Source organism: Maribacter sp. 4U21 (assembly GCF_002742365.1).
In the GTDB taxonomy this organism is placed as follows: Bacteria; Bacteroidota; Bacteroidia; order Flavobacteriales; family Flavobacteriaceae; genus Maribacter.
Genome location: NZ_MDGN01000074.1, coordinates 157,139 through 182,041, shown reverse-complemented (window position 1 = coordinate 182,041; position 24,903 = coordinate 157,139). Strand labels below are relative to the sequence as shown.

30 protein-coding genes are annotated in these 24,903 nt (G+C 38.1%); 18 read left to right on the top strand and 12 right to left on the bottom strand.

Going from position 1 to position 24,903, the window contains the following annotated elements; genetic code table 11:
* Window positions 1–19 precede the first annotated feature (19 nt).
* The 9 genes from BFP77_RS15895 (at window position 20) to BFP77_RS15855 (ending at window position 6,910) form a co-directional block, all read left to right on the top strand.
* Window positions 20–718, top strand: coding sequence for an OmpA family protein (locus BFP77_RS15895; protein WP_099575028.1), 699 nt, complete (start codon window positions 20–22; stop codon window positions 716–718).
* A 72-nt stretch (window positions 719–790) separates the two neighbouring features.
* Complete coding sequence (locus BFP77_RS15890; protein ID WP_099575027.1) at window positions 791–1,912, top strand: NAD(P)/FAD-dependent oxidoreductase; 1,122 nt, start codon at window positions 791–793, stop codon at window positions 1,910–1,912.
* Between the two features lie 2 nt (window positions 1,913–1,914).
* Window positions 1,915–2,625, top strand: a complete 711-nt coding sequence (locus BFP77_RS15885; protein WP_257213001.1) for a methyltransferase domain-containing protein — start codon at window positions 1,915–1,917, stop codon at window positions 2,623–2,625.
* A 6-nt stretch (window positions 2,626–2,631) separates the two neighbouring features.
* The gene (locus tag BFP77_RS15880) at window positions 2,632–3,687 is read left to right on the top strand and encodes a type III polyketide synthase (RefSeq protein WP_099575136.1); all 1,056 of its coding nucleotides are present in this window, start codon (window positions 2,632–2,634) and stop codon (window positions 3,685–3,687) included.
* 13 nt (window positions 3,688–3,700) lie between these two features.
* On the top strand, window positions 3,701–4,480 hold the full coding sequence (locus tag BFP77_RS15875) for an SDR family oxidoreductase (RefSeq protein WP_099575025.1): 780 nt from the start codon (window positions 3,701–3,703) through the stop codon (window positions 4,478–4,480).
* Between the two features lie 15 nt (window positions 4,481–4,495).
* Entirely contained in the window at window positions 4,496–4,945 is a 450-nt protein-coding gene (locus BFP77_RS15870; RefSeq protein WP_099575024.1) for a 3-hydroxyacyl-ACP dehydratase FabZ family protein, read from the top strand.
* Window positions 4,938–6,218, top strand: a complete 1,281-nt coding sequence (locus tag BFP77_RS15865) for a beta-ketoacyl-[acyl-carrier-protein] synthase family protein (protein WP_099575023.1) — start codon at window positions 4,938–4,940, stop codon at window positions 6,216–6,218. Before BFP77_RS15870 ends, BFP77_RS15865 begins: the two co-directional genes overlap by 8 nt.
* Window positions 6,219–6,221: 3 nt before the next feature.
* The gene (locus BFP77_RS15860; protein ID WP_099575022.1) at window positions 6,222–6,476 is read left to right on the top strand and encodes an acyl carrier protein; all 255 of its coding nucleotides are present in this window, start codon (window positions 6,222–6,224) and stop codon (window positions 6,474–6,476) included.
* A gap of 5 nt (window positions 6,477–6,481) precedes the next feature.
* Entirely contained in the window at window positions 6,482–6,910 is a 429-nt protein-coding gene (locus BFP77_RS15855; RefSeq protein ID WP_099575021.1) for a hypothetical protein, read from the top strand.
* Window positions 6,911–7,199: 289 nt separating this feature from the next.
* On the opposite strand, the gene BFP77_RS15850 is transcribed toward BFP77_RS15855, so the two are convergent.
* Both BFP77_RS15850 and BFP77_RS15845 read right to left on the bottom strand, forming a co-directional pair.
* Complete coding sequence (locus BFP77_RS15850; protein ID WP_099575020.1) at window positions 7,200–8,147, bottom strand: TerC family protein; 948 nt, start codon at window positions 8,145–8,147, stop codon at window positions 7,200–7,202.
* A 99-nt stretch (window positions 8,148–8,246) separates the two neighbouring features.
* A complete protein-coding gene (locus tag BFP77_RS15845; protein ID WP_099575019.1) occupies window positions 8,247–8,750 on the bottom strand; it encodes a YceI family protein in 504 nt (167 codons plus the stop codon).
* Between the two features lie 137 nt (window positions 8,751–8,887).
* Between BFP77_RS15845 and BFP77_RS15840 the strand changes: the two genes are divergently transcribed.
* A complete protein-coding gene (locus tag BFP77_RS15840; protein ID WP_099575018.1) occupies window positions 8,888–9,241 on the top strand; it encodes a hypothetical protein in 354 nt (117 codons plus the stop codon).
* Here BFP77_RS15840 and hpf read toward each other — a convergent pair whose 3' ends face one another.
* Entirely contained in the window at window positions 9,242–9,544 is a 303-nt protein-coding gene (gene hpf, locus BFP77_RS15835) for a ribosome hibernation-promoting factor, HPF/YfiA family (protein ID WP_099575017.1), read from the bottom strand.
* A gap of 194 nt (window positions 9,545–9,738) precedes the next feature.
* Here hpf and BFP77_RS15830 point away from each other — a divergent pair, with 194 nt between their 5' ends.
* The 3 genes from BFP77_RS15830 (at window position 9,739) to BFP77_RS15820 (ending at window position 11,160) form a co-directional block, all read left to right on the top strand.
* Window positions 9,739–10,065 (top strand): hypothetical protein, encoded by a 327-nt coding sequence (locus BFP77_RS15830; protein WP_099575016.1) that lies wholly within the window; start codon window positions 9,739–9,741, stop codon window positions 10,063–10,065.
* Between the two features lie 135 nt (window positions 10,066–10,200).
* Window positions 10,201–10,545, top strand: a complete 345-nt coding sequence (locus BFP77_RS15825) for a hypothetical protein (RefSeq protein ID WP_143751927.1) — start codon at window positions 10,201–10,203, stop codon at window positions 10,543–10,545.
* Between the two features lie 54 nt (window positions 10,546–10,599).
* Window positions 10,600–11,160 carry a DUF4251 domain-containing protein gene (locus tag BFP77_RS15820; protein ID WP_099575014.1) on the top strand — a complete coding sequence of 187 codons (561 nt, stop codon included), beginning with the start codon at window positions 10,600–10,602 and terminating at the stop codon, window positions 11,158–11,160.
* 649 nt (window positions 11,161–11,809) lie between these two features.
* Here BFP77_RS15820 and BFP77_RS15815 read toward each other — a convergent pair.
* The 5 genes from BFP77_RS15815 to BFP77_RS17420 all read right to left on the bottom strand — a co-directional run bounded on the left by BFP77_RS15815 (window position 11,810) and on the right by BFP77_RS17420 (window position 14,525).
* Window positions 11,810–12,748 carry a transglutaminase domain-containing protein gene (locus BFP77_RS15815; RefSeq protein ID WP_099575013.1) on the bottom strand — a complete coding sequence of 313 codons (939 nt, stop codon included), beginning with the start codon at window positions 12,746–12,748 and terminating at the stop codon, window positions 11,810–11,812.
* 311 nt (window positions 12,749–13,059) lie between these two features.
* Window positions 13,060–13,194, bottom strand: a complete 135-nt coding sequence (locus tag BFP77_RS17425) for a hypothetical protein (protein ID WP_257213000.1) — start codon at window positions 13,192–13,194, stop codon at window positions 13,060–13,062.
* 2 nt (window positions 13,195–13,196) lie between these two features.
* Complete coding sequence (locus tag BFP77_RS15810; RefSeq protein WP_099575012.1) at window positions 13,197–13,682, bottom strand: hypothetical protein; 486 nt, start codon at window positions 13,680–13,682, stop codon at window positions 13,197–13,199.
* Between the two features lie 14 nt (window positions 13,683–13,696).
* Window positions 13,697–14,374, bottom strand: a complete 678-nt coding sequence (locus BFP77_RS15805) for a hypothetical protein (protein WP_099575011.1) — start codon at window positions 14,372–14,374, stop codon at window positions 13,697–13,699.
* Window positions 14,375–14,390: 16 nt separating this feature from the next.
* Window positions 14,391–14,525 carry a hypothetical protein gene (locus BFP77_RS17420; RefSeq protein ID WP_257212999.1) on the bottom strand — a complete coding sequence of 45 codons (135 nt, stop codon included), beginning with the start codon at window positions 14,523–14,525 and terminating at the stop codon, window positions 14,391–14,393.
* Between the two features lie 88 nt (window positions 14,526–14,613).
* On the opposite strand from BFP77_RS17420, the gene BFP77_RS15800 reads away from it, so the two are divergent.
* Window positions 14,614–15,234, top strand: coding sequence for a LexA family protein (locus BFP77_RS15800; RefSeq protein ID WP_099575010.1), 621 nt, complete (start codon window positions 14,614–14,616; stop codon window positions 15,232–15,234).
* 4 nt (window positions 15,235–15,238) lie between these two features.
* Here BFP77_RS15800 and BFP77_RS15795 read toward each other — a convergent pair whose 3' ends face one another.
* The 3 genes from BFP77_RS15795 to BFP77_RS15785 all read right to left on the bottom strand — a co-directional run bounded on the left by BFP77_RS15795 (window position 15,239) and on the right by BFP77_RS15785 (window position 18,795).
* Window positions 15,239–16,009, bottom strand: a complete 771-nt coding sequence (locus tag BFP77_RS15795) for an RloB family protein (protein ID WP_099575009.1) — start codon at window positions 16,007–16,009, stop codon at window positions 15,239–15,241.
* Window positions 15,993–17,312, bottom strand: coding sequence for an AAA family ATPase (locus BFP77_RS15790; protein WP_099575008.1), 1,320 nt, complete (start codon window positions 17,310–17,312; stop codon window positions 15,993–15,995). Before BFP77_RS15790 ends, BFP77_RS15795 begins: the two co-directional genes overlap by 17 nt.
* 901 nt (window positions 17,313–18,213) lie before the next feature.
* Window positions 18,214–18,795 (bottom strand): fasciclin domain-containing protein, encoded by a 582-nt coding sequence (locus BFP77_RS15785; protein ID WP_099575007.1) that lies wholly within the window; start codon window positions 18,793–18,795, stop codon window positions 18,214–18,216.
* 161 nt (window positions 18,796–18,956) lie between these two features.
* Here BFP77_RS15785 and BFP77_RS15780 point away from each other — a divergent pair, with 161 nt between their 5' ends.
* A complete protein-coding gene (locus tag BFP77_RS15780) occupies window positions 18,957–19,304 on the top strand; it encodes a DoxX family protein (protein ID WP_099575006.1) in 348 nt (115 codons plus the stop codon).
* Between the two features lie 5 nt (window positions 19,305–19,309).
* Here BFP77_RS15780 and BFP77_RS15775 read toward each other — a convergent pair whose 3' ends face one another.
* Entirely contained in the window at window positions 19,310–19,678 is a 369-nt protein-coding gene (locus tag BFP77_RS15775) for a DoxX family protein (RefSeq protein WP_099575005.1), read from the bottom strand.
* 180 nt (window positions 19,679–19,858) lie between these two features.
* Here BFP77_RS15775 and BFP77_RS15770 point away from each other — a divergent pair, with 180 nt between their 5' ends.
* The 3 genes from BFP77_RS15770 (at window position 19,859) to BFP77_RS15760 (ending at window position 24,901) form a co-directional block, all read left to right on the top strand.
* Window positions 19,859–20,758 (top strand): DMT family transporter, encoded by a 900-nt coding sequence (locus BFP77_RS15770; RefSeq protein ID WP_099575004.1) that lies wholly within the window; start codon window positions 19,859–19,861, stop codon window positions 20,756–20,758.
* 104 nt (window positions 20,759–20,862) lie between these two features.
* Window positions 20,863–21,474, top strand: coding sequence for a DEAD/DEAH box helicase (locus BFP77_RS15765; RefSeq protein ID WP_099575003.1), 612 nt, complete (start codon window positions 20,863–20,865; stop codon window positions 21,472–21,474).
* A 115-nt stretch (window positions 21,475–21,589) separates the two neighbouring features.
* The gene (locus BFP77_RS15760) at window positions 21,590–24,901 is read left to right on the top strand and encodes a ligand-binding sensor domain-containing protein (RefSeq protein ID WP_257212998.1); all 3,312 of its coding nucleotides are present in this window, start codon (window positions 21,590–21,592) and stop codon (window positions 24,899–24,901) included.
* Window positions 24,902–24,903 lie beyond the last annotated feature (2 nt).

Here is a 24,903-nt window from a genome sequence, read left to right as displayed (position 1 = left end):
CTACTTTAAACTAAATATAATGATAAAAAGTATTTTTAAAAGAAGTGCAAGTATTGTGGTAACCTTAGCTTTAGTGCTAAGCTGTAGTACAGTTAAGAACGCAAATAAAACACAAAAAGGAGCTGTAATAGGAGCAGCAGGAGGCGCAGTTATTGGTGGTGTCCTCGGGAATAATATCGGTAACGGAAATAATACTGCCCTAGGCGCTATTTTGGGAGCTGCTATAGGTGGTGCTGCCGGTGGCTATATCGGAAACCGTATGGATAGGCAGGCAGAACGTATAGAAGAGGAAATACCTGGTGCAGAAGTAAAAAGGGTAGGAGAAGGTATCAATGTTACCTTTAATGAAGATGCGGGTGTTTATTTTGACACCAATAAATCTAGTGTGAAGGGAACTTCCGCAACTACCTTGGATAAACTGGCAGGAATTTTCAACGAATATCCAAAGTCCAATATTTTGGTAGAAGGGCACACGGATAGTGCAGGTGCGGAAGATTATAACATGAACCTTTCTAAGCAACGTGCGGAATCTGTTACCAATTATTTAGTAGCAAAAGGTATTTCCGCTAGCAGGTTTTCCACCAAATGGTACGGAGAATTACAGCCTGTAGGTGATAATACCACTAGCGATGGTAAGGCCAAGAATAGGAGAGTTGAGTTGGCAATTGTTGCTAGCGAAGAGCTTAAAGAGGAAGCCATAGAGCAAACAAAACAATAATATTTTAAAATACGGTAAATTAAATCCTCGCACTAGCGGGGATTTTTTTTGGAAAGATGTTACTTTCACGGGGTGAAGGAATATGATGTTGTCATTGTTGGTGGTGGACTAGCCGGGCTTACCGCCGCTATAGCCCTATCTCGCAAAGGATATGTGGTATTGGTCTTTGAGCCCAATCAATATCCGCATCACAAAGTATGCGGGGAATATGTTTCCAATGAAGTAGTGCCTTATCTAGAGTCACTCGGAGTAGCATTGGACAAGGCTGGGGCCGTACCCGTTACCGATTTTCAAATCAGCGCTACAAGCGGTCGTGTGGCGCAGACCAAACTCCCTCTAGGAGGCATTGGTATCAGTAGGTACACGCTAGACCATACCCTCTATAGAAGAGCGCTGGAAGTAGGGGTAGCGTTCATTTTTGCCAAGGTGTCCAGCATCGATTTTAAAAACGATATATTTCAAGTCCGTGCGCAATCCGAGGTTTATAATTCGCCTATCGTAATCGGCGCTTATGGCAAACGGGATGCCTTGGATAAATCCCTAAAGCGGGACTTCAGCTTTCAAAAACATTCTTGGTTAGCGGTAAAGGGACATTATCGCACTCCGGATTTTCCGGATAACTTGGTCGCATTGCATAATTTTCCCGGGGGCTATGGCGGACTCTCCAAAACCGAGAGTGGTGCTGTGAATTTCTGCTATTTAGCGCATTATGATTCCTTTAAGAAATATCCGAACATAGAAGAGTTCAACCAAAAGATTGTCGCCCAGAACAAGAACTTAAGACATTTTTTTCATGAATCGGAAGCCCTGTTCGAGAAACCTTTGACCATTGCGCAGATCGCCTTTGAGGAAAAGAAGCCGATAGTGAACCATATCTTAATGTGTGGGGATACTGCGGGTCTTATTCATCCTTTATGTGGAAACGGAATGGCAATGGCTATTCATAGTGCAAAGTTGGCATCGAACTGCATCAGCACCTTCTTTGAAAGTGCCAGTAGAGATCGCACCGTTTTAGAACAGGAATACAGCAAACGTTGGAACACCACTTTTAAGAAAAGACTCTGGTACGGGCGCAAATTACAGCAGGTGTTGTTGCATAAAAAATGGGTCAATAGTGGCGTAGCACTAGCGAGCGTCTCCGGAAAAGTGCTACGCTATATAATCAGCAAAACACATGGCAAACCAATTATATGAGGATGAATTTTAAGCAGCGAAGTGAGCGAGAAGAAATCATGGACAACTATGATGGGAGCAAAGAAACCTTAAAGGCCGTGTTGAAGGATATTACGAGGGTAAATAAAATCCTTGGAGGAAATTCAATTACGGTAGACGCTGTTTTTAGGCTGATTAGAGAGAACAGGAGAGAATCGTATACGATTTTAGACATGGGTTGTGCGGACGGTAACATGCTTCGTTTACTAGCGGATAAGGCCAGAAAAGAACAGGTAGTCGTTAAATTGATAGGGGTAGACCTAAGTGAAGATGCTTTGGAAATTGCGCGGAAGGCCTCCGAGACATATCCCGAGATCAGTTATTCTAAAAAGAACATTTTAAGCGATGATTTTTCTGATTTCAGGGTAGACATTGTCATTACTACGCTGACCATGCATCATTTTAAAGATGTGGATATACTAAAGTTTATTCGTCAATTTATAAAACTATCCGCTATCGGTATAGTGGTCAATGACTTACAACGAAGTAGACTAGCGTATTATTTGTTCCAGATTTTTAGCCTTATTTTTATTAAAACAAAAGTTGCTAAGATAGACGGCCTTATTTCTATTAGTAAAGGATTTAGAAAGAGGGAGCTAGAAACATTCGCAAGTGCCTTGAAAGGAGTGTCCCATACCATAGAATGGAAATGGGCCTTTAGATATGTATGGGTCATGCGTAAAATGCGACTATAAATGCATATGAATACTACAAAAATAGTTGCGGTAGCCAAAGAACTACCTGAACACTGCCGAGAGACCAAAGACATCATTCCCTACGTAGACTTTTGGCTGCAGGGCCAAGAGGAGCGTTTTAGACGTAAGGTCGTTAAGATTTTCGAGGGTGCAGCCGTTGATAAGCGGTACGGAATCATGCCTATTGAAGAGGTGTTCTTGGCCTCTTCTTTTGAGGAGAAAAATGCAATTTACGCTCGGGAATCCAAGAAGTTAGGGCGTAAGGTTTTAGAAAAAGCTTTGAAGGAGGCGCATTGGACGCCAGATTCTTTGGATTATATCATCACCGTCAGTTGCACGGGAATTATGATACCTTCCTTGGATGCCTATCTTATCAATGAACTGGATTTAAGACAGGACATTGTGCGTTTACCCGTTACAGAAATGGGCTGTGCGGCAGGAGTTTCTGGAATTATCTATGCCAATAATTTTCTTAAGGCGAATCCGGATAAGCGAATCGCTGTGGTCTCTGTTGAAAGTCCAACAGCAACCTTTCAGCTCAACGATTATTCTATGACCAATATGGTGAGTGCCGCCATCTTCGGTGATGGCGCGGCATGTGTTCTTTTATCTTCAGAAGCGGAGGCAGAAGGCCCTAAGATTATCGGAGAAGATATGTACCATTTTAAGGATGCAACACACCTTATGGGTTTTGATTTGACCAACCATGGACTAAAAATGATTTTAGACCCCAAAGTACCCGAAACGATTGCAGACCATTTTCCTGATATTGTACATCCGTTCTTAAAAAAGTATGGGAGTGCCATCGAAAACGTGAATCATTTAATTTTTCACCCCGGAGGAAAAAAGATAGTACAGACTGTTGAAGCACTTTTTGGAAGCTTGGGCAAGAATATAGATGATACACGTGCAGTATTACAATTATACGGAAATATGAGTAGTGCTACCGTTTTATATGTTTTAGAGCGATTTCTAGCTAAAGATATTAAGCAAGGAGAACAGGGATTAATCCTAAGTTTCGGCCCAGGGTTTTCGGCGCAACGGGTATTATTGGAATGGTAATCATATAAAAAAGATGGGAAAAGATTGGGCTTTGATATTAGGGGGAAGTAACGGCTTGGGTCTTGCAACGGCGACGAAATTGTCAAGGCATGGATTTCATATATGCATTGTTCATCGAGATAGACGTTCCGAGATGGATACTATCGAAGCAGATTTTGAAGCTATGAGGGCTTTGGGAGTCCAAGTAAAGACCTTTAATGCAGATGCCTTGAATGCGGATAAGCGTATGGAATTGGTAGAAGAAATGAAAGCCTTTCTTCCTGAAGGCCATCGCATAAAGGTTTTAGTGCACAGTATCGCCAAAGGCAGTTTAAAACCCATGCACGTCAGCAAAGGAATGCCATTGTCCAATCAAGACATAAAAATCACTTTTGAAGCCATGGCACTAAGTCTCTATGAATGGACCCGACTTTTAGTGGACCAAGGGCTTTTTGCCGATGATACTCGGATTATTTCCTTCACGAGTGAAGGGAATACAAGGGCGCTGCCTAATTACGGAGCGGTTTCCGTGGCCAAGGTGGCCTTAGAAGCGCTTACACGTAATATGGCATTGGAATTCGCCCCCTTGGGAATTAAGGCGAATTGCATACAGGCCGGTGTTACCCTTACCAAGTCTTTTCAAATGATTCCCGGTCAGGAACAAATTAGGGAACACGCCTTAAAACGTAATCCCAACGGACGACTCACCACTCCTGAAGATGTGGCTAATGCAGCATATTTGTTGACCAAAGATGAGGCCAAATGGATCACCGGCACCGTAATTAAAGTGGATGGCGGAGAAAGTTTACGATAATGTAGTTCAATAACGATGAGTTTTCAGCATATATTGGCCAGTTTACCTTATGAGCCTCCCTTTCTATTTGTGGACGGACTGTCCCGTTTGGATGATGATGGGGCAGAGGGCTATTTCACCTTTCAGCCGAAAATGGATTTCTATAAGGGACATTTTAAAAATAATCCGGTAACTCCTGGCGTATTGTTAACGGAATGCTGTGCACAAATAGGTCTGGTCTGTTTAGGGTTACATTTGTTAGGTAAAGAGAACGTGGCGATAGCTAAGGTAGGGATAGGTTTTAGCAGTTCAGAAATGGAGTTTTTAAAACCCGTGTTCCCGGGAGAAAAAGTAAGGGTGACCTCCAAAAAAATCTATTTTCGTTTTCGAAAACTAAAATGCGAAGTAAAGATGTATGATGCGAATGGTGATTTGGTGTGCAAGGGAATCCTAGCGGGTATGCTAACAAATAATAAGGATGAGTAAACAGGTCGTAATTACAGGTTTGGGCGTATGCGCACCGAACGGTGTAGGGCTAAAAGACTTTAAGGAGGCCTTGCGTGTCGGTAAAAGTGGAATTCGCCATCAGTCCAAACTTCAAGAACTAAATTTCAGTTGTCAAATAGCTGGAGAACCATTGATTAAGGATAATCTTTTAAATCAATACTTTAATCCTCTGCAACTGCGAGGATTGAACGCATCGGGCTTGGTGTTTGGCGTCATTGCCGGTATGGATGCGTGGAAAGACGCGGGATTAAAAGTGAACACGGCTAATGAGCCGTACTGGGATTATGGCGTGCTTTTTGGAACCGGGATTCTCGGAGTAGATAAATTACGGGAGTCCATTTACAGGGTGGACGAAAAGAATGTGAGACGTGTGGGAAGTACTACCGTAGTACAGACCATGGCAAGTGGTATTAGTGCATATCTTGGTGGCATGTTAGGCTGCGGTAATCAGGTAACTACGAATTCCTCTGCCTGTACCACAGGAACAGAAGGTGTTTTAATGGCCTATGAGCGTATTTCCCAAGGGAAGGCAGAAGTAATCCTCACCGGTAGCTGTAGTGATAGTGGACCTTATGTTTGGGGCGGATTTGACGCTATGCGCATACTTCCTAGAAATTATAACGACAACCCGGCCCAGGCCAGTAGACCGATGAGTGCCTCGGCTAAAGGTTTTGTGCCCGGGAGTGGAGCAGGAGCATTGGTACTTGAATCCCTTGAGAGTGCCAAAAAGCGAGGAGCCAAAATTTATGCTGAAGTTCTGGGCGGGGAAATAAATAGCGGCGGACAGCGGGGAGAAGGTTCCATGACCGCACCCAATAGTATGGCCGTTCAGCGCTGTATTCGCAATGCGGTAACCAATGCAGGAATTTCGGCGGAGGCCATTGATGTCATTAACGGACATCTGACCGCAACGACCAAGGATGCGCTGGAAATAGCCAATTGGAGTGCCGCCTTGGAACGCGCGGATACCGATTTTCCATACATCAATTCTTTTAAAGGAATGATAGGACACTGTTTGGCCGCTGCTGGAAGTATAGAGTGTGTTGGAGCTATATTACAGTTTGAAGAAGCTAGTGTGTTCGGGAATATCAATTGCGAAGACTTAAATCCAGATATCACTTCCGTTATTTCAGCAAATAAAATTCCCAGAAAGACCATCCCTTACCGACCAAAAATGATTGCCAAGGCCAGTTTCGGTTTTGGAGATGTAAATGCTTGTGTTATTTTTAAGGCTTTTAACGACGAACCGTGACCCATGCAAAACGAAGACAAGTATACTTCCTTAAAGAATATTGTTAAAACTTACCTTCCGGAAGATGTAAGCGTTGATGATATTAAACCCGAAAGCAATTTTATATCCGAATTGAACATAAATTCGGCCAATTTGGTGGACATCGTACTTGATGTGGAGGACGCCTTTGATATTCGTTTGGAGAACGAGGATATGGACCAAATGCAAACGGTACAGGATGCTATGGCCATCATCGATAAAAAGTTGGCTGACAAATAATTGTAATGAACGATTTTCTTAATTGGGCCAAAGGTCAACTAAAAGTTAACCCTAAACTGCTGCTATCATACTGTTCGGTATATTTTCTGTGGGGTCTGGGTATGAACTGGTTCGGATCACAAGTTGAGATTGCCCGCTTCACTTACTGGTGGCAGGTCATTACTTGTTATATTCTTTATATGGTACCCATTTCGCTCTTATTACGAAAACAGCCCTTTCATGTGCAATATGCCTACGGCCTTATCGCGATGTGTTTCTTGGAATTTGGCGGTTATGCGCTAGAAACCTCGTATGCCTATCCGAATAATTTGTTGGACGAATTTTTTGGGGAACGCACCTTTGCATTGGGCATGGCACTATTTTTTGGGCTATACTTTCCTGCCGGGAATTGGGCAGTTGCTAAAATTTACAAGGCTATTTTCAGAAACAGTTAGTTCGTTCCGGATTTGAGGCATTACTTAAAATAGCCTCAGTTCTAGTGTTTGATTTTTCAACCTTTTCATTATTAAATCAAATGTATCGAGACCTCTTAATAAGCTAAAAGGACATCAAAATACTTACAAAAGCTAGGGATTACCTCAAAAAAAGGCGAAAAACGTACTCCAACTACGAAACAGAAGAAGTACTCAAATTAAAATGCACAACTGATAAACGTCATGCGTTTTATTTCATTAAGCGCCTAAAAGAGGATTCTAATAATTTCCAACCATCAACCATCAAAAGCTAAACTTCCTTTTCTTTCTCAGGAATCAATAAGGAGGCCAATACGCCCGAAACTAAGGACCCTGAAATAACGCTAAGCGAAACCCATTCCGGTAGATGAATAAAGTGGGAGAATAACATCTTCAGTCCCACAAAAGCCAAGATGACCACTAGGCTATAGTTGATAAATCGAAACTTTGCCAGCATGCGGGAGATAAGGAAATACATAGACCGTAGGCCTAGTATGGCCAAAATATTGGAACTGAATACAATGAAAGGGTCGGCCGTAATGGCAAGAATGGCCGGAATACTATCCAGTGCAAAAAGAATATCGGTAAGCTCAATAATAATAAGTGCTACAAATAGGGGAGTGGCGGCACGCACGCCCATCTTTTTCACAAAGAAATCATGACCGTTAATTTGCGATGTAATGGGATAGATTTTTTTCAATTGTTTAAATACAAAGGAATCCTTGGGATTAAAATAGGTATCGTCACTTTTAAGCATCTTAAAGGCCGTGTAAAGAAGAAATACACCAAAAACATAGATGATCCACTCGAATTTGGTAATTAAGGCCACCCCAAAGAGAATCATTAACGCTCTGAATATAATGGCCCCTAAAATCCCCCAGAACAACACCCGGTGCTGGTAAAGTGGCGGTATCTTAAAGGCGGAAAAAATGACAGCGATAACAAAGACATTGTCAATACTTAAGGACAGTTCAATAAGGTAACCGGTGATGTATTTTAAGACGGCATCGTTAGGCGTTAGTCCGGTAGGATTTTCCGTTAATACAGCGGAGAACAGCCAATAGATAACAACACTAAAAGCTAGGGCTACGCTTACCCAAATGGCGGTCCAAATGCCCGCTTCCTTAGATTTGATGACATGGTCGTTCTTATGAAAAACACCAAGGTCCAAGGCCAGGAAAACCACTATACAAGCAATGAAAATAGTCCAAACGAGCATAAAGTAATAATTGAATGAGCGAAGTTAAACATCATTTTCAAAATGGAATAATTATAGCTGAAAAATGTTAAAATGAAGCTATATGGGTGGCTCTGCTCGTTATTGAAGTTCCAAATTAAACTGAACGCGTACCTTGTTAGACTCCCTTCCTTTCTTTAAAATGGTAATATCAAAATCGGAGGAGAATAGGGTAGTGGAGCCTAACAGTTTTTTTCCGTTTTTGGTAAAACGAATGGTTATAGGTTTTGTGATTCCTTTAAGCGTAAGATTTCCATTGACCAAAAGCGCATTGTTTTCCCTTTTTACCGTAGTGCTTTTAAAGGAAATTTTCGGATGTTCGTCCGCATTAAAATATTTGCTGCCCCTTAGTGACCAATCACGTAAAAAATTACCGGTTTTTATGGTTTCAGAAAGTACGGTTCCTTCTATAACTGAATTTTCCGGAGTATCCCAATCAACGGTAGAAGTAGAGGAGAAGCCGTCAATGGTACCATCTACATCTCTAGCTACAAATGTAAAACTGATATTGGCATTGGCAATCTGTTGCCCATAAACCTGCTGTTGTATGGCGAATAGGAGAAAGAGAACAATAATATTTTTCATGTGGCAACTATTTGGTATGATGCCTTAAAATGTCCGATGAAGCGTATTTCATTATCGATATAAAAGGTGAAACTAGTACAAATATAGTCGGTGTATTAAAAATACATTACATTTAGAATGAGGACATTATATGAAAAATGAAAAAAACGACCATTTGGGCCAAAAGCCTAGTTGTGTTCGTAGGCGGTATTTTTATGGCCACGGCACAGTCAAAAGCTGACAAACCTATTAAAGTGCAGAAGCGCACCTTGATGGACAAGTTTGAACCGGATTTAGTAAAACCTGTGGACGAGCGAATCGCTCTAAAGGAAAAACGTATTGCATCCCAGCAACAGACAAAGAAAATTTTGGATACTTTGAATATTTCGGACCGAAAGCGACGTAGGTTAATGCGAGAATTAAGACGTAGTCCTTTTTCGGAACGTATTCAAAAAACCATCCTTGCAGAAACCGAATTCGAGGACGAAATCGATAATAATCCCAAAAAGTAGCTAGCGCGATTTCATCTTCGCTTTACGCTTTTGTAATTGCCTTTCCAAATCGCTAACGGACTCCGCGATAGATGCCTCAAAACTGGAATGGCTCGCCTCCGCAAAGAGTCTTGGGCCGGGCGCACTTAACCTGATATTACAAATCATACCCGTATCCGGGGAAGAAGTATTTTCCGTTTTAAAGAATACATCTGCACGAACAATAAAATCAAACTTATCCAGCAGCTTTTCGAGCCTAGAGGCTGCCATAATTTCTAGCCTATTACTGGCCTTTACATCGTCATATTCAAAATTGATATTCATATTTCCGTTTGTTTAGGATTAAGGTAGACATTTCCCCTCAAATTTTCAATGTTACCAAGGGGTTAATTTTGAGTACCTGATGATAAATTTTAGTTAAAGATTGATAATGTGATAATTATCATAAAAATAGATGTGAAAAAAATTCGTACTATATACAGTGGAAGAAATAGCTTTAATTTAAAATAAGGCTGGTTATGGATGGAAAACACTTAAAGACCGAGCTAAAAGATGTAAATTCATCGTTGGTTCGTGTTCAACGTAGTTATAGTGAATTGGTGAAGTGTAAAGAGAAGATGTATTCCTATTTATGTGAACCCACAACATCCGGCCTATTTGAGACCAGGGAAAAGTTAAAATTCAAAATGGAGGCTTTGATGGCCGGCCATCTGGATTTGCTACATCAGTTAGAACACAAGAAAGATATTCTCACCAAGGAATTGGGAGAGATTACGGCGCAGTTACGGGCCGCTAAACAGTTGGAGAAGGGGATAAGTAACTATATGTTGGCAGCACACCCTTAGGAGTGAATATTGGCTGAATCAAATTTCAGTTAGGGATGAAAGGCCCTTAACTATCGGTAAAAAGATACGGATACGCCATAAATGTGGACTTTAACTTTTTTATGGTAATTTCGAGAGAGACACTATTGAAAACACATGAAAAAATTATTCTTTTTAAGCCTATGTGCGGCTTGCACGATGGGTCATGGGCTATATGCGCAGACCGAAACATCGGATTCGAACTCCACGAAAAAAAATAAAAGTACCATTACAGAAGAGGATGAAGGTCCCATAATGCTAAAGTTTGAACCCGATTACGTAGCGGAGCAACTAAAACGTAGAAATGTAATTTTGGAGAAACGCCGTATGATCGATACAATGGATATCTCCGAAAAGAAAAAATTACGCCTGATCAAAGAACTGTACAGGGATTTAAATTCTAAACGATTACAGAAGGTACTTTTGGCCGAGACTAAATTTGAGGACGAGCTGGACAAATAAGGCGCATGGAGGAGTCATTAAACAACACAATAGCCTGTTCCTAAATAGCTTATTATGAGAAAAATAGCGGTTTTTCTAATGGTTTTGTTGGTAATGCTAAGTTGTAGTAGTGCTAAGAAAACGACTGTAAGCCCCGCGGAATTGGCAGCTTTTAAAACCTATATAGAAAACGGAAGTTTTGAGTTCAACGCAACGGCCACATTTCCACTTCAAACCCACGCGTTTACTAATGTAGCGAATTCCGGACTTTTACAGCCGGGGAGTAATTCGGGTCACATAGACCTTACGGGTAATCCAAGTTATGTTAGGTTTATAGGGGACAGCATCTCGGTACTTTTACCGTATTTTGGCGAAAGACGCGTATCTGGTGGCTATGGCGCCAATACGGATATTAAATTCGATGGTATTTTAAGTGATTATGAGATAGCCTACGATACAATTAAGAGTATATACCGTATTTCATTTCGTATGGAACAGAATACCGAAGTTTACGATGTGCATATGGCTGTTTTTCCGAGTAAGAATGGAAACCTAAGCCTGAACAGTACACAGCGCAGTACCATCCGGTACAATGGAATAATTCAGGATATTGAGGATACGGAAACTTCAAAGTAAAAAGAGCTGTAAAGCAGCATACTATTTCAATTTTATGGTGATAGAAGGGATAGGAGAAACACATGCTCCTACAAGGCTTAAAATATCCTATTTGACATAATATAAATTATGATACATTTTGATATATAAGTATTTCAGGTTCAAACCTTTAGCTGTAAGTCATAATTCTATTATGTAAAATATCCCTCGCATTTATAGCTTTTAAGCGAATTACCAACAGGGTCATCAAGCTGTTTAATTTACGTAGTTTCAAATTTTCCACTCAGAATAAAATTTATTCCAAACTTCGAAATTCGGCAACCCTGACGACAAACCTCGCGTCTGTACTCATAATTTGTCATTATGTCAAATTGCCGCTCGGCCAACAGCTTATTGCTTTCATAAAATCAAAATGCTCAGGCATTTTATTTTATACGCAATTTCCAGCCGCTTGGCCAGCGCCAAAAAAAGCAAAACTTTTAGATTCTTTTGAAATTTGTGATTTATGAGAAACAATCCGTTAATAAATTTTTCAGGAGATTCTCAGTAACTTGCCGCAACAGCACAAAATTTTAGAAATAAAAATTTCTGTGCCCTTGCTACTCTTCACGTTCCTAGAAACATTTTTTGAAATCCTATTTTACATAATGTTTAAAACTAATTCCAGAAGTTATTTTAATCTAAACATTACAACTTGCTTAAAATCAAAATATAAAGTCAACTCTTTTGCTCGCTTTATGTTCTTTAGTTCGATTTCAAATTCGAGTTTACCGTCTATACATTTTATGTCACCTAATGCATTTTGTTTTCTGTCAATATCATAGTCAACCACATATGTTCCTGATTTACAACCAAAGCTAAATTTTACCGTTTTTTGATTTTTTTCTATGACGCCCTCTACTGGAGATATTAGTGAAAAGTCCGTTTCGTATATAAGTGGAGCGTTCAAAAAACTTTCTTTACTAATCTTATCTTTTATCAGCGCATCCTCATATTTTAAAGGATAATGACGTTTTATGAACACCTCAGGTGCCGTTAAAAAAAATGAATTTTCTAGACCTTTTCTAAATCCTCCATTACCATATGTACCAGCTCCCCATGTAACATCAACCAAATACTTTTTTCCGTCAATTTCTACAACATTCCATGCATGGTCAGGATAAAATCGTTTTCCTATGTCTTTAAAAGTGGTTTTTGATGCTCCTGAAACCACTTTAGAATTGATACCCAATTCAGTACAGACTTCTGTAAACAATGTAGAATATCCTTCGCAAACAGCTATACCTTTCGAAATAACCCTTTTTGAAAGTCTATCATCAAACTTTTTTTCTTTTCGAAGATATTCTTCCTTATCTGCATATTCGTAAGTGAACTTACCATATTCTTTTGAGTCGTATTCAACATTATCAGCAATCCAATAAAAAGCGGCTCTTACCTTATCAGAATCGGTATTAAAATCATTAGAGATTTGCTTAGTAAGTTTTGCTGCTGAACTAAAATGATTAGGATACTTTGAAACTATTTCATCGACTTTTTGATAATCTTGCGAATAGATTACACATACTGAGAATAACAGAAGTAACAAGATTATTCTTTTTAAAATTGGCATTGCGGTTTGGTTTACTATACTTATTCAAATATAATACCAACATTGAAGAAAGTGTCTTTTCTTTTTTTCTTGATAAAAAAAGAAACAAAAAAATCAAGGCTTACAGATAATTTTGGAAACAATGTACGGGTCGGTCGCTAAATTTTAGGATCCATTGTAACTCTTAAGACTACATTAAGGTAATACAACCATTACAGTAATCAACAATTATGGTAACCAGCCCCCTAAAATTCTTAACGCTCCTCTCCCCTATTGTTTTCCCAAAATTATCTTAGGCCAAATACCTCGCTAAGACTCCGATAATCAAACAACTAATCCTTCTTTTCCGGAGGCGGCGGTGGTGGGTTTTTCATTGAAGGAACACTACCTTTTACAATTCCACCATGGGGTTGTTCCTTCGTTTTTGGCCTTGGAATAGGCTCCGTACCTTTATTTTGTTTTGCCATTTTTAAAAATTGTTAAAATATTCTCTTGTTCTTATATCTGCTTTACTCTTTAATCTCTTCCAATGCTTTATATTAAGTTTGTCGTCTAACCTTTCAATAGCGGCAAAATCTGTTTCTCTAAGCGAGAAAAAGACCTTTTTAATTTTCTTTTCTTTTTTGTAATCATTTTCGCAATCATACCAGAGCTCCTCTAATTTGTTCAAATATTTCAAATACATACTTCTTAACACAGAAATTTCTTCAAGTTCTGAATCTGACCTCACTATTTGATTTTCTATTAAACCTATAAGTTGAATTAAAGCAATTATTATACAAGCAAACCATGCAAGAGGTTCCCAAAAAGCCCAACCAAAAACGCCAGAACCGGAAAAGACCAATGTTGCAATTTTTATATATCGTTTTAAATCTTTCTGAAAATCGAGATACAAGGAAAGATATACTTCTCCATACTTTATTTGCATCATTTCATACCAAACCTTACTCCTCATAATTGAATCTATAATTACAAATACTCTTTAACAGACTTCATTGTATCATCCAATATAGAAGGGATTTCACCATTTAAAACATCTTTATAACTTATTGATTCTAAACTTGTAACATCAACAATAATACAAGCAGCTGGATTAATTATATAGTCCTTAGAATAGTAAGACGATAAATATCTAAATAGGGTTTCAGAATAAATACCTAAATCACTCGGTTTAAAACCATCTTGCCAAACAATGAACCAAATTCCACCAATACTTTGATTGTTTTCAGCACCATAAGAAAAAATATGTTGTGGCAAAATTTGAACAGGTAAACCGCCCATTTCTAGTATGGAATTGGGTTTTGATAAAAATTTCAAATCGGCAGTTGGCCTCAATTGTGTAAAATCAAAATCTTTATACTTAGAAAGTATATCAATATTTCGTTTATACATTCTTTTAGTTTGTGACCTTTGGTTTAAATTATAAAGGTCTGAAACTTCTTCAATTTTATCTATGATAATTGAATTGTCATTTTCTTTAAACGCTTTACTAATGGCACTTAAACTTCTTACCCAATAATTCCCACCATCACCGGCAGAGGCTGGTTTTCTACCAACTTTTAATTTATTAGTGAAAGTGACTTTTCTTGGTTTAGATAATCTTCTAAACTCTACAAGCTTTTTTACGGGTAGTTTTTCTATAGCCATAAGTTAAACTTAAATTCTACTTTTTCCTCTTTTTTGTAGGACCTACTTTAATAGTCTCAATAACTGTTGTACTCGGTCTTCTGTTTGCAACTTTAATAGGAACGAATTGACCTGTTTTAGCATCTCTTCCTCTTTTGCTTGTTCTAGCCATTTTATAAAATTTTAAATTAGAATGAATTATCGAACGAATATAAAAATTCGTAGAATAAAAACTAGAATATGTTTATAAGTTCTCAAAAATGTTAACTACTTTAGCGGAAATGAAGAAATTGCATCCCAATCAAGAGAAGTTAATCAATATTTTAAGAGAAAATATAGATAACCCCTTAACAATGTTTGAGTTAATGGGAGAATTAGATGTTGCATCTACAAGCGTTGTTCATCATCATATTGTTCAACTAGAAAAAAAAGGGTACTTAAAACGAAATCAATCAAACCCTAGAGATTATCAATTATTGCAAGACCCTGAAAAACCTATTATTTATGTAAATCAATATGGTTTAGCTGAATGTGGTCCAAACGGAAGTGTTTTAGATGGAAATCCAATTGAAAGAATACCAATAGCATCTAAATTATTAAAATTTCCCTCCGTAGATGCTTTTATGGTTATTGCTAAAGGAGATTCTATGGAACCGGAAATTAGACAAGGAGATTATGTTATTGCACAAAAACAAACTTCAGCTTTAAATGGGGAAATAATAGTGTGTGTAAATGATAAAAAAGCAATCATTAAATCATATTCCAAAACTGGAGATACAATAATTCTTCACTCTTTAAATTCTAACAAACATCAACCTTTTATAGCTAGCGAAGATTTTAGAATAGAAGGCATTGTTAGAAATATAATTAAGTACTCTTAATATGTTAACCACAAATTTTTTCAATCAAAAATTTGTCATTATCATCTTTGTCAAAATTCAATATTCTCAATACTAATTCAAAGATATTTGTCGATGATTCTTCTTTTGCAGGGTTTTTATGGTCATGTTTATCAAATATCTTTTTTGCTCTGCAAATTGCTAGTTCAACTCTTGCCTTTCCTGTTGCTTTGTCAACACCATTAAGAAGTTCAAATAACTCAGGAGTAACTACTTTAGAGCCATTACCATCAAAGCTAGCTCCAAGAGGGTTAATTAACTGGTTTAGCTTTGTATTATAATCTGTTCGATTCATGCTTCCTCCTTGATGGTCTTCAAAATGTAAAATCAACCAATATTCAAAAGCCTGATGAGAATAACCAACATGATATTTAATTTTTTGAGCAGTCCAAATGGCATTATTGAAATTATGAGCCCAATTTGGGTCATCCGGTTTTGGGTCAGCATCGAAAACACACCACACTTCATCGTATTTTTTTAATTTTGCTAGTCTTTGAGCCCAATTAATAAGAGATAAATGACTGAACCCGTCACCAATAGGTTCAATTTCAACAGATTTTAATTCAAATTTATTGAAATATGATGGTTCGGTATTCTTACCCTCGCAAGCAATCAAAATCAAAGGAAGTGCTTCTTTCGAAGCCCTTTTACGATTCAATTTAGGTTCTTCTCTTCTCTGTCTTTTATTTCTACCAACTTCGTCTAAATGGCGAAATTTATTTGCCTTTTGCCTTTCGTTTTTATTCTTCATTTTCATATTGAAGAAATTTAGAGTCAATAGTATTAAAGTATTTTAGGAAAGGAATTGCTCCGTATTTACCTCTTAAATAGTTGCTTTCTAAAGCCTCATTTTGTCTAATTTTTTTAAACTCTGCTAGTGAATAAAGGGAAGCTTCACCCTTATTGTTTTTATCGGTAAACCAAATTTGGTCTCTCCTGAAAAGTCCTGAGCTTAGAAGATTGGTATCATGAGAATTAAAAATTAATTGGGCATTATTGGGATTGGACTCTTTAGAATTAAATAAAGATACAATCTCACTCACTAAATTGGGGTGCAGCTTTGAGTCTAGTTCGTCTACAACAAGGATATATCCTTTTTCTAAAACATTTAAAATAGGTCCCGTTAACGCGAAAAACTTTTTTGTTCCAGATGATTCGTTATCATCCATTGAAAAATAGGTGTCAGAGATAAAATTTCCTTCATCATCATATTTCTTTTTAGTTGTGATTACATCAGTAAAGAAAATTTTATCATCTTCTTTCGATTCCTTAATTATAATATCTTTAAGGCCCTTTGGCATGTTTTCAGGCATTTTATTAAGGTCTAACATTTCAGCTTTGACGTCATCGATATTCAAGTCAGCCGCTTTGAGGAGTTTTAATATTTTATTCTTATCCTTCTTATTTTCCAGTCGAGACATTGTATAGCCTTGGAATCTTGACTCGTCATGTCCTGATAACGTTTTCAACCCATCAAACCAGTTATAAATAGATTCAGAATACTCATCGTTAAATTGAGTTGCTTTAGAAATAAATAGCTGGTTATCTCTTACAAAACCTTGTTTAGCAATACTACCGGCTTTTTTAAACCTTTTCGGGTGTGTTTCGATATCTTGATTATCTCGATAAAACAATTCAATTTCCTTAATCTTTGCTTTTTCATATAACCATTCTGAGATAACCTTCTCATTATTCAGTTCAAAACCATATCTGTATCGAACATCTTTAATCACAAAAATAAATTCAAATTCACTTGATTCTTTCTCGCTATTAATATTTAATAAAAATGGTTCTACAGGAATTTTATCTCCAGCATTATAGTCAGTTGCAGAATTGATGATAAAGCGTTTCGCAAAACTAATGGCATCATAAAATTTGCTTTTCCCACTTGCATTTGCACCGTAAATCACGGCGCTTTTCAATACGCGCAAGTCAAACTTATCTATTTGGGTAACATTTTCCTTCTCTCTAATTTTTTTATCATAATTAGAGGCAACCATGCTAAGTGTGGCTGTTTCTCGAAATGTTTTATAATTCTTAACTTTGAATTGAATCAGCATAATAAATAGGTTATTTGCTTGTTTTGAGTAAAAATATGTTTTATTTGTTATATATAATGTATAATTATGAATTTTATTGTCTTTTATTAACAGTTAAAATTTTAATAAATTAACTACATATTAGCATTTAAAATAAGTTTTCAACAGTTATTCCCATTCCACACACATTACACTCCCCTCCTACTGTCGGCTCGCATAATAAGTGTTCCATTACTCTTGTGGAAGAATCTTTTTAGAAGAAAAATTTAAAGGAGGCTTACTACAAAATACTTTGCTTTACCCAAGCAAAGTGTCATAATGCAAGACATTATGTTTCAATAGAGAAACATAATCCGACATTACGTCAAATAGCGATAAGTTATACTTAATTTAAGGGAATTCCTAGCCATCTATAAGGTTTCGCCCATAGTCCATGCGCTGACTTAGAACTCTAAGAATAAAAATTCCGCTTGCCGTATGAAGATAAAAGTCGGAAAGAAGCAATTTTGCTCATTTCAAAATCTGGTCCTCGGTTTCATTACCTTTCAAGAAGAAACTTTTTGGAAGACGACATAATTTTTAAAGATTAATAATCATTAAAAATTTGTACGAGATATAATGGTGGCAAGAGAAAGTGTAGTACCAAATACGCCAGCGCTCCCAACCGCGTTTCAAAAACGAAACACAATTTAGCGTGGCACGTGTACGGAGTTTATCGAAGTATCAAATAAGAAAAAATCAGTAAGTAATTTAAGTGCATTTCTGGACTAGGTTTAGGTTTTAGATGTATTGAACAACTATTTTTAAAGTTTTGATAGTTATTAAATAGCCTATCACCACTTCCCACTATGAAGTTAATTCATAAAAAAAAGCCATTGCAGAATTGCAATGGCCTTAATCTTCTTTCTCATAATTTATTATACTACGGCATCACCACAGTGTCCAAAGCATGGATAACACCGTTAGATGCTGCTACGTCTGCAATAACCACGGTAGAAGTACCTCCTTTGGCATCGGTCAACATTACATTACCATCCTGTAGACTTAAGGTAATGGTTCCACCTTGAACGGTTTCTACAGTAAAGGCACCATTATTACCGTTGATAGCCTCGATTACTGCGGCAGCTTCATACTTACCTGATACTACATGGTACGTTAATATGCCTGTTAAAGCTTCTTTATTTTCGGGCTTCAATAAGTTCTCAACCGTCCCTTCCGGTAATTTGGCAAAGGCTTCGTTGGTAGGAGCGAATACGGTAAAAGGACCAGTACCACTTAGGGTCTCTACAAGACCGGCGGCTTTTACGGCGGCTACCAATGTCGTGAAGGAATCGTTACCTGCGGCAACTCCAACAATATTAGGCGTAGTTTCTTCCTTTATTTCGGCCTTGACCTCCATAACCTCTTCATTGGCTTCCGCCTCCATTTCCTTTTTCTTTTCTCCGCAAGACACGAACAATGCTGCGGTAATAGCTAGTGTACTTAGAACTTTTAATGTTTTCATATTATTTTTTGATATTTTGATTTCTTCAAAGATACAAGCTATTTTATATTGTTTAATTTATTTAACATAAGATTAAACAAAAATAAAAATTGTTTGTGATCAAATGCGTACTTTGGTATCCTATTGAAAAAGTATTGTCCGTATTATAAAATGAAGTGGATATGAATATCGTTTTTTACCTTACACTTTTCTCGGCCTTTTCCTTTCTTGCATTCGGAATTGCCTGTTTTACCACGGTTCAAATGAAGAAGGAGTTTTTCCGTTACGGACTAGCGTCTTACCGTAAAACAGTGGGCTTTTTACAGGTCTTGGGCGGTTTAGGTCTGCTCATGGGATTGTTTTATTCCACAATCTTACAAATGGCTGCCGCGGCTGGATTAGCGGTGTTAATGCTCTTGGGTTTTATGGTCCGATTAAAGATCAAGGATAACGTACTACAGGCTGCACCATCATTAATTTACGCAATAATCAATGCCTACATCCTTTATCGTTTACTATATGTAATGTAAGTCGGTTAAGGAAGGGGAAACGCTATATACAGACACATCAATAAAAACAGAAGGGCCGGAATGGATTTTTTAAAGGGGTCGTTTATTCGTATGTGCATAATTACGGAACCTAATAATAATAGGGCCAAACCTAGGGCGGCTGGTTGTCTTAAGCCCGGAAACCAGATGGCCACCAATAACAAAAGGGCTAAAATCACTTTTAAGGTTCCTATGAGATAACAAGACCATTCCGGTAGGCCATACACTTTAAATTCTTCCTTGATATTCTTCGCATCCCCACCACGCCATTGCGTGGCCTTGTTATTTTGTACGAGCCATACGTTCAAGATACTTATAGAAACAATGATTTGAAGCGCAATACTGATGTAGTTCATGTGGTCTGTTTTAAGGTTTTATAATCGAAGTATTCAAAAATTGTTTAATTATAATTATAAATAACTAAACAATATTACTTAAATCTTTGAACGATTCGAAATTTTTAACGCTAATTTAGAGTTCTTTGTGCTTCATTCTAAAGGTCCGACTTCTTAAAGTGCGTTATCTTCGCGCGCATCATGTGGATGTACCTGGGTCTTTTAGCCGCCTTGTTCTTAGGCTTACATAATTTGTGTAAAAAACATGCCGTTCAAGGAAATGAGGCCTTTCCTGTGTTGCTTGGCACCATAGCATCAGGATTTTTGATATTGCTTCCTTTTTATTTCGGCTCCTTTTTCTTTGAAAATTACTTGACCAAATTACAACTTTACATAACGGATATCCCTTGGCGCATACACGGATTTATACTAATTAAGTCGGCCATTATGGCTGCATCATGGGTATTGGCATATCAGGCACTGAAGCATCTTCCCATTACTATCGTTACCCCTATCCGTTCTGCGGGACCTTTTTTCACTTTTATCGGAGCAATCACCATTTATCAAGAAAAACCCAATCCTTGGCAATGGGTCGGTTTCTTTTTAATCATATTTTCAGTGTTGCTCTATTCTAGGATAGGTAAAAAAGAAGGGATTCACTTTACCAAGAACAAGTGGATACTGGCCATCATAGCAGCTACCTTTTTGGGAGCTTCAAGCGGCTTATACGATAAGTTCTTGATTCAGGGTTTAGATTTGAATCCGCCTACCTTACAATTTTGGTTCTGCTTTTATACCGTACTCCTTTTGCTTATTATCCTGTCCGTTACTTGGTTTCCATATCCAGAAAAGCGAAAAGCCTTTACATGGCGCTGGTCCATACCCTTGGTGGGTGTTTTATTGGTAGCGGCGGATTACTTTTATTTTAAAGCCCTACAGGACCCGGAAGCGCTCATAATGCTACTTTCTGCCATAAAGCGTAGTCAAATACTTATTGCAGTCGTCGTGGGCGGACTGGTATTCAAAGAAAAGAACAAACGGAAAAAACTGATTCCCTTAGCGGGAATTATGTGCGGTGTTTTCCTGATTCTTTATTCATAAGACACTTTTTAGTTATTCGCGATTGAGGATTCCCCGTGGTCTTGAATCGTTTTCTGTTTCAAGATGGTATATTTGTAGTGCCTTTTTGAATAGAAGTTACCACTATGCCATTTAAAAAACTACATCCGGATATTCTGGACACTTTAGCCCGTTTAGAAATTGAGACCCCTACTCCATTTCAAGAAAAGAGTATACCGGCAATCAAAAGTGGCGCAAACGTGTTTTGCACGGCAGCGAATGGAAGTGGTAAAACAACGACCTTAATCCTTACCACTTTGCAGAAGCTTAAGTGTGAAGCCGTGGGTAGCGCTCCCAGAGCAATAGTGCTAGTGCAAAACAAGGAAGAAGCTCTGGCCATGTACGATTTGTTTCTTAACTATACCAAGTATAATGACCTAAGGGTCTATGTAGGGTATGAGGAGCTACATATCGATGTGCAAAAGTCAGAGATTTTTGAAGGAATAGATATCTTGATTACCACCCCAAAGTCCATGAATAAATTATTTTTACTCAACGGGGTAAGTACTTCGCAACTAAAAATTTTCAGTATCGATGATGCCGAGTTTTTATTGCAAAAATCGGACAGTAGTGCATTAATATCCATCACCCAGAGTATCTTTAAGTGTCAGTACGTTATTTACGCAGAAAAATCACATCCAAAATTGCAACGGTTTGAAAACTATTTTATGGAACGTGCCCTAAGGGTTTCTGTCTAATGCGCATTCCACTAAACTTCGGCTAAGTGTATAGACCACAACTTATTAACCTTTCACAACAATAATTTAATATTCGGAAATATATGTAGTTATTTGAAAGAAAATTACTACTATTATGATTCTTGGGCGAGTGGAACAATCATATGCGATAGCTATCATGGCACTCGCTTTTTTATATTTGGGACAATCCCAAAACTTACGGGCTCAGAATCCCCTTGATTCGTTGAACTTTCAGCATATAAAAACTGGAATGTCCCACAGTTCGGTAAGCGAAATATTTCAAGATAGTCAGGGATATTTATGGATAGGCACCCCAAACGGACTGAATAAATACAACGGAAGCGATTTTCAGATTTTTGACAAAAGTCTTGATGGTGCTGTTGGTCTAACCAACGGTTATGTAGAGCGTATCTACGAGGATGAAGAGGGTATCATTTACATAGGAACATATAAGGGCTTAAATTGGTATGACCGTAACTTGGATATCGTAAAGCCCTACGATTTTAAACCTCAGGGTAAGGAAATACAGAACGAATACATCAATGTTATCCATAGAACAGGAGCGTATCTTTTGTTGGGAACTACCCAAAACGGGCTGTATCGCTATTCGATAGCAACGGGAGAGACAATGCGCTTAGCATTCGAAATCCCAGAAATGGGTAAACCAGATGAGAACCATATTATTGAAATATTTGAACTTCTAGACGGTCGGTTTTTTTTGGTAACCCAAGCCTCAAGCCATGTTATAGATATAAATCTACAGGTAAAACACTCCTTTAAAACACCTGAATTTATACGAAGTGCGTTTAGATTTGGGCCCTTGCATTTTTTTATGGGAACCAGGGACGGTAAGCTACTAAGTTATGAACTTGTAGGCAATGAACTGGTACTGGTAGCGGAGAAAAATGTGAGTCCAGGCTATGCTATCATGGATATGGAGGAAGATGTACAGGGTAATCTATGGCTGGCTACAGAAAATGCCGGGCTTTCTATCTATTCTATTTATGATGGTAACATATCCACCATAAAGGCCAATCATCAAAAGCCATCGTCTATTTCTAACAACTCCATCTGGTCTCTTCGTAGAACCAAGGATGGTGTTATGTGGATGGGTCTTTTTAAGAAGGGACTTAGCTTTTATGATCCTGATTACGACAAATTTGAACACGTGGCCGTAGACCCTTTCAATACCAATTCCTTAAGTAATAACATCGTCAATTGCTTTAGTGAGGATGAATCGGGTAATATGTGGATAGGCACAGATGGTGGCGGACTAAATTATTGGGACCGTAAGGAAAATGAATTTGAGCACTTTAATCTGGATAATGGAAAGTTGAACAGCAATGTCGTACTCTCGCTACTTCCTGTAGATGAAGAGGAATTGTGGATCGGTTCATGGGCTAAGGGAATAATTATTTTTAATACCGAGACCAAAGACTACGAGATATGGAATACCCAGAATTCTTTTTTAGCCTCTAACAATGTAATGAGTCTTATTAAGGACAGTAAGAATCGAATTTGGATAGCGACACTTTATGGCGGCCTACAGGTCTATGATTTAAAAACTAAAAAACATCAAGACATTCCTATTAGGTCGGCAATAGATGGTAAGGATATCGGGACTATTGCGAGACTGTTCCAAGACGATAAAGGAGCCATATGGGTCGGAACCCAGACGATGGGGGTCTTTAAACTGATAGAAACCTCAAGTGGCTGGTCCACAAAACAGTACCATACCCTTAACGAAAAAACCGGTATACGTAGTGATTTTATCAATAGTATTACTCAGGACGATTACGGGAATCTTTGGGTAGGCACACAGGCAGGACTTCATAAATACATACCATCTACTGATCGTTTTGAGGTAAAAACCAAGGCAGATGGTCTTGTGAACGATGCTATTAAGGGGATTGTGCAAGATGAATATGGTCTTTTATGGTTAAGTACCAACAAGGGCATTATAAAATACAATGATAATACCGGGGAGATGTTGAATTACGATATTTTCGACGGCCTTCAAGGAAACGAGTTCAATGCAAGCGCTTTCTATAAAACCAATACGTACGAAATAGCCTTTGGCGGAAATAACGGGTTTAACATATTTACGTCAACCCAAGCGGAAAAGGGGAACGATGTTCCTGAGGTGATTTTATCAGGTTTAAAAATCTTTAATAAACCCGTGTATGCCAATGACGATTTTGGTGTTTTAAAACGTGACATTGGGCAAGTTGATTCCATTACTCTAAGTCACAAGCACTCTGTTTTCAATATCGATTTTCACGCGCTTACATTAAAGGCAGCGAAGAAAGTTGAATATGCCTACTTTTTAGAAGGTTTTGAGAAAGATTGGAACTATGTGGGCAATAAAACTTCCGCCACGTACACCAATATAGACCCAGGAGATTATAAATTACGGGTAAAGTCAAGTAATGCCGATGGTGTCTGGAACGATGAGGAAACTACGCTCTTCATTAAAATTACCCCGCCTTTTTGGGCCACCTGGTGGTTCAGGTCCTTAGTGGTGCTTGGTATCGTAGGCGCTGTCTTTTTTTACTACTATAACAAAATAAAGAAGATTAGGCATTATCAGGCCAAGCTAGAAAGGAGAATTGATGAGCGTACCAAAGAACTTCAACTGAGTCAAAAAAAGCTCATGAAAACTGCGGATGAACTTTCTACTAAAAATGATGAAATACAGCGTTTTACCTATGCCGTTTCACATGATTTAAAAAGCCCCTTAAGTGGCATAAAGGGTATCGCCAGTCTCATTCCCTTAGAAATGGTTATGGACGACTTTCCGGATATGGAAAAGTACCTGGAAATGATCAATGTTTCCTGTGATACCATGGCTACGCTTATTGCCGATATTACCAAAATTGCCAAGATTGGTAAAATAGAAAATAGAAACGAGCTTTTAGAAGGAAAACAAATTTTGGAAGATTCCAGTGTTCTGGTCAGGGGTAAACTGGAAGTTCGTAAGATTAAGCTCGATATTCCAAAAATTCTACCCCAAATTTATGGTGACAAAAACCGCATTATCCAAGTTTTTGGGAATTTGTTGGACAACGCCATCAAATATATGGGTGACCAAAAGCATCCAACGATCAAGATCAAGGTTTTGGATGAAGGCGATTTTGCTAAATTTCAAGTAATCGATAATGGTTCTGGAATGGATGCCAAGTCATTAAAAAAGCTCTTCTCCCCTTTTGAAAGGTTTCATGCCGATGTTCAGGGAACAGGTTTAGGCCTTTATATGGTAAAACAAATTGTGGTATCCCATGGCGGCGAAATTGTGGCGGATTCCGAAGGAAAAGGGAAAGGAACGACTTTTTCGGTGACCTTGCCCAAAACAGCGCGGGCAATGCAAACCTTTACAGAACTAGAAGGGATGGTTCAGGAAAACGAACCTCATACAGCTCAACGTTAAAG

Excerpts from the sequence above, each read along its gene's own strand:
- BFP77_RS15855 (WP_099575021.1), top strand. The coding sequence starts at position 6,482 with ATGAACGATTTTCTTAATTGGGCCAAAGGTCAACTAAAAGTTAACCCT.
- BFP77_RS15850 (WP_099575020.1), bottom strand. The coding sequence starts at position 8,147 with ATGCTCGTTTGGACTATTTTCATTGCTTGTATAGTGGTTTTCCTGGCC.
- BFP77_RS15815 (WP_099575013.1), bottom strand. The coding sequence starts at position 12,748 with ATGCCAATTTTAAAAAGAATAATCTTGTTACTTCTGTTATTCTCAGTA.
- BFP77_RS15865 (WP_099575023.1), top strand. The coding sequence starts at position 4,938 with ATGAGTAAACAGGTCGTAATTACAGGTTTGGGCGTATGCGCACCGAAC.
- BFP77_RS15775 (WP_099575005.1), bottom strand. The coding sequence starts at position 19,678 with ATGAACTACATCAGTATTGCGCTTCAAATCATTGTTTCTATAAGTATC.
- BFP77_RS15810 (WP_099575012.1), bottom strand. The coding sequence starts at position 13,682 with ATGAGGAGTAAGGTTTGGTATGAAATGATGCAAATAAAGTATGGAGAA.
- BFP77_RS15770 (WP_099575004.1), top strand. The coding sequence starts at position 19,859 with ATGTGGATGTACCTGGGTCTTTTAGCCGCCTTGTTCTTAGGCTTACAT.
- BFP77_RS15800 (WP_099575010.1), top strand. The coding sequence starts at position 14,614 with ATGTTAACTACTTTAGCGGAAATGAAGAAATTGCATCCCAATCAAGAG.
- BFP77_RS15880 (WP_099575136.1), top strand. The coding sequence starts at position 2,632 with ATGAATACTACAAAAATAGTTGCGGTAGCCAAAGAACTACCTGAACAC.
- hpf (WP_099575017.1), bottom strand. The coding sequence starts at position 9,544 with ATGAATATCAATTTTGAATATGACGATGTAAAGGCCAGTAATAGGCTA.
- BFP77_RS15825 (WP_143751927.1), top strand. The coding sequence starts at position 10,201 with ATGAAAAAATTATTCTTTTTAAGCCTATGTGCGGCTTGCACGATGGGT.
- BFP77_RS15795 (WP_099575009.1), bottom strand. The coding sequence starts at position 16,009 with ATGAAAATGAAGAATAAAAACGAAAGGCAAAAGGCAAATAAATTTCGC.
- BFP77_RS15830 (WP_099575016.1), top strand. The coding sequence starts at position 9,739 with ATGGATGGAAAACACTTAAAGACCGAGCTAAAAGATGTAAATTCATCG.
- BFP77_RS17425 (WP_257213000.1), bottom strand. The coding sequence starts at position 13,194 with ATGGCAAAACAAAATAAAGGTACGGAGCCTATTCCAAGGCCAAAAACG.
- BFP77_RS15845 (WP_099575019.1), bottom strand. The coding sequence starts at position 8,750 with ATGAAAAATATTATTGTTCTCTTTCTCCTATTCGCCATACAACAGCAG.
- BFP77_RS15785 (WP_099575007.1), bottom strand. The coding sequence starts at position 18,795 with ATGAAAACATTAAAAGTTCTAAGTACACTAGCTATTACCGCAGCATTG.
- BFP77_RS15790 (WP_099575008.1), bottom strand. The coding sequence starts at position 17,312 with ATGCTGATTCAATTCAAAGTTAAGAATTATAAAACATTTCGAGAAACA.
- BFP77_RS15760 (WP_257212998.1), top strand. The coding sequence starts at position 21,590 with ATGATTCTTGGGCGAGTGGAACAATCATATGCGATAGCTATCATGGCA.
- BFP77_RS15780 (WP_099575006.1), top strand. The coding sequence starts at position 18,957 with ATGAATATCGTTTTTTACCTTACACTTTTCTCGGCCTTTTCCTTTCTT.
- BFP77_RS15895 (WP_099575028.1), top strand. The coding sequence starts at position 20 with ATGATAAAAAGTATTTTTAAAAGAAGTGCAAGTATTGTGGTAACCTTA.
- BFP77_RS15805 (WP_099575011.1), bottom strand. The coding sequence starts at position 14,374 with ATGGCTATAGAAAAACTACCCGTAAAAAAGCTTGTAGAGTTTAGAAGA.
- BFP77_RS17420 (WP_257212999.1), bottom strand. The coding sequence starts at position 14,525 with ATGGCTAGAACAAGCAAAAGAGGAAGAGATGCTAAAACAGGTCAATTC.
- BFP77_RS15870 (WP_099575024.1), top strand. The coding sequence starts at position 4,496 with ATGAGTTTTCAGCATATATTGGCCAGTTTACCTTATGAGCCTCCCTTT.
- BFP77_RS15820 (WP_099575014.1), top strand. The coding sequence starts at position 10,600 with ATGAGAAAAATAGCGGTTTTTCTAATGGTTTTGTTGGTAATGCTAAGT.
- BFP77_RS15860 (WP_099575022.1), top strand. The coding sequence starts at position 6,222 with ATGCAAAACGAAGACAAGTATACTTCCTTAAAGAATATTGTTAAAACT.
- BFP77_RS15875 (WP_099575025.1), top strand. The coding sequence starts at position 3,701 with ATGGGAAAAGATTGGGCTTTGATATTAGGGGGAAGTAACGGCTTGGGT.
- BFP77_RS15765 (WP_099575003.1), top strand. The coding sequence starts at position 20,863 with ATGCCATTTAAAAAACTACATCCGGATATTCTGGACACTTTAGCCCGT.
- BFP77_RS15885 (WP_257213001.1), top strand. The coding sequence starts at position 1,915 with ATGAATTTTAAGCAGCGAAGTGAGCGAGAAGAAATCATGGACAACTAT.
- BFP77_RS15840 (WP_099575018.1), top strand. The coding sequence starts at position 8,888 with ATGAAAAAAACGACCATTTGGGCCAAAAGCCTAGTTGTGTTCGTAGGC.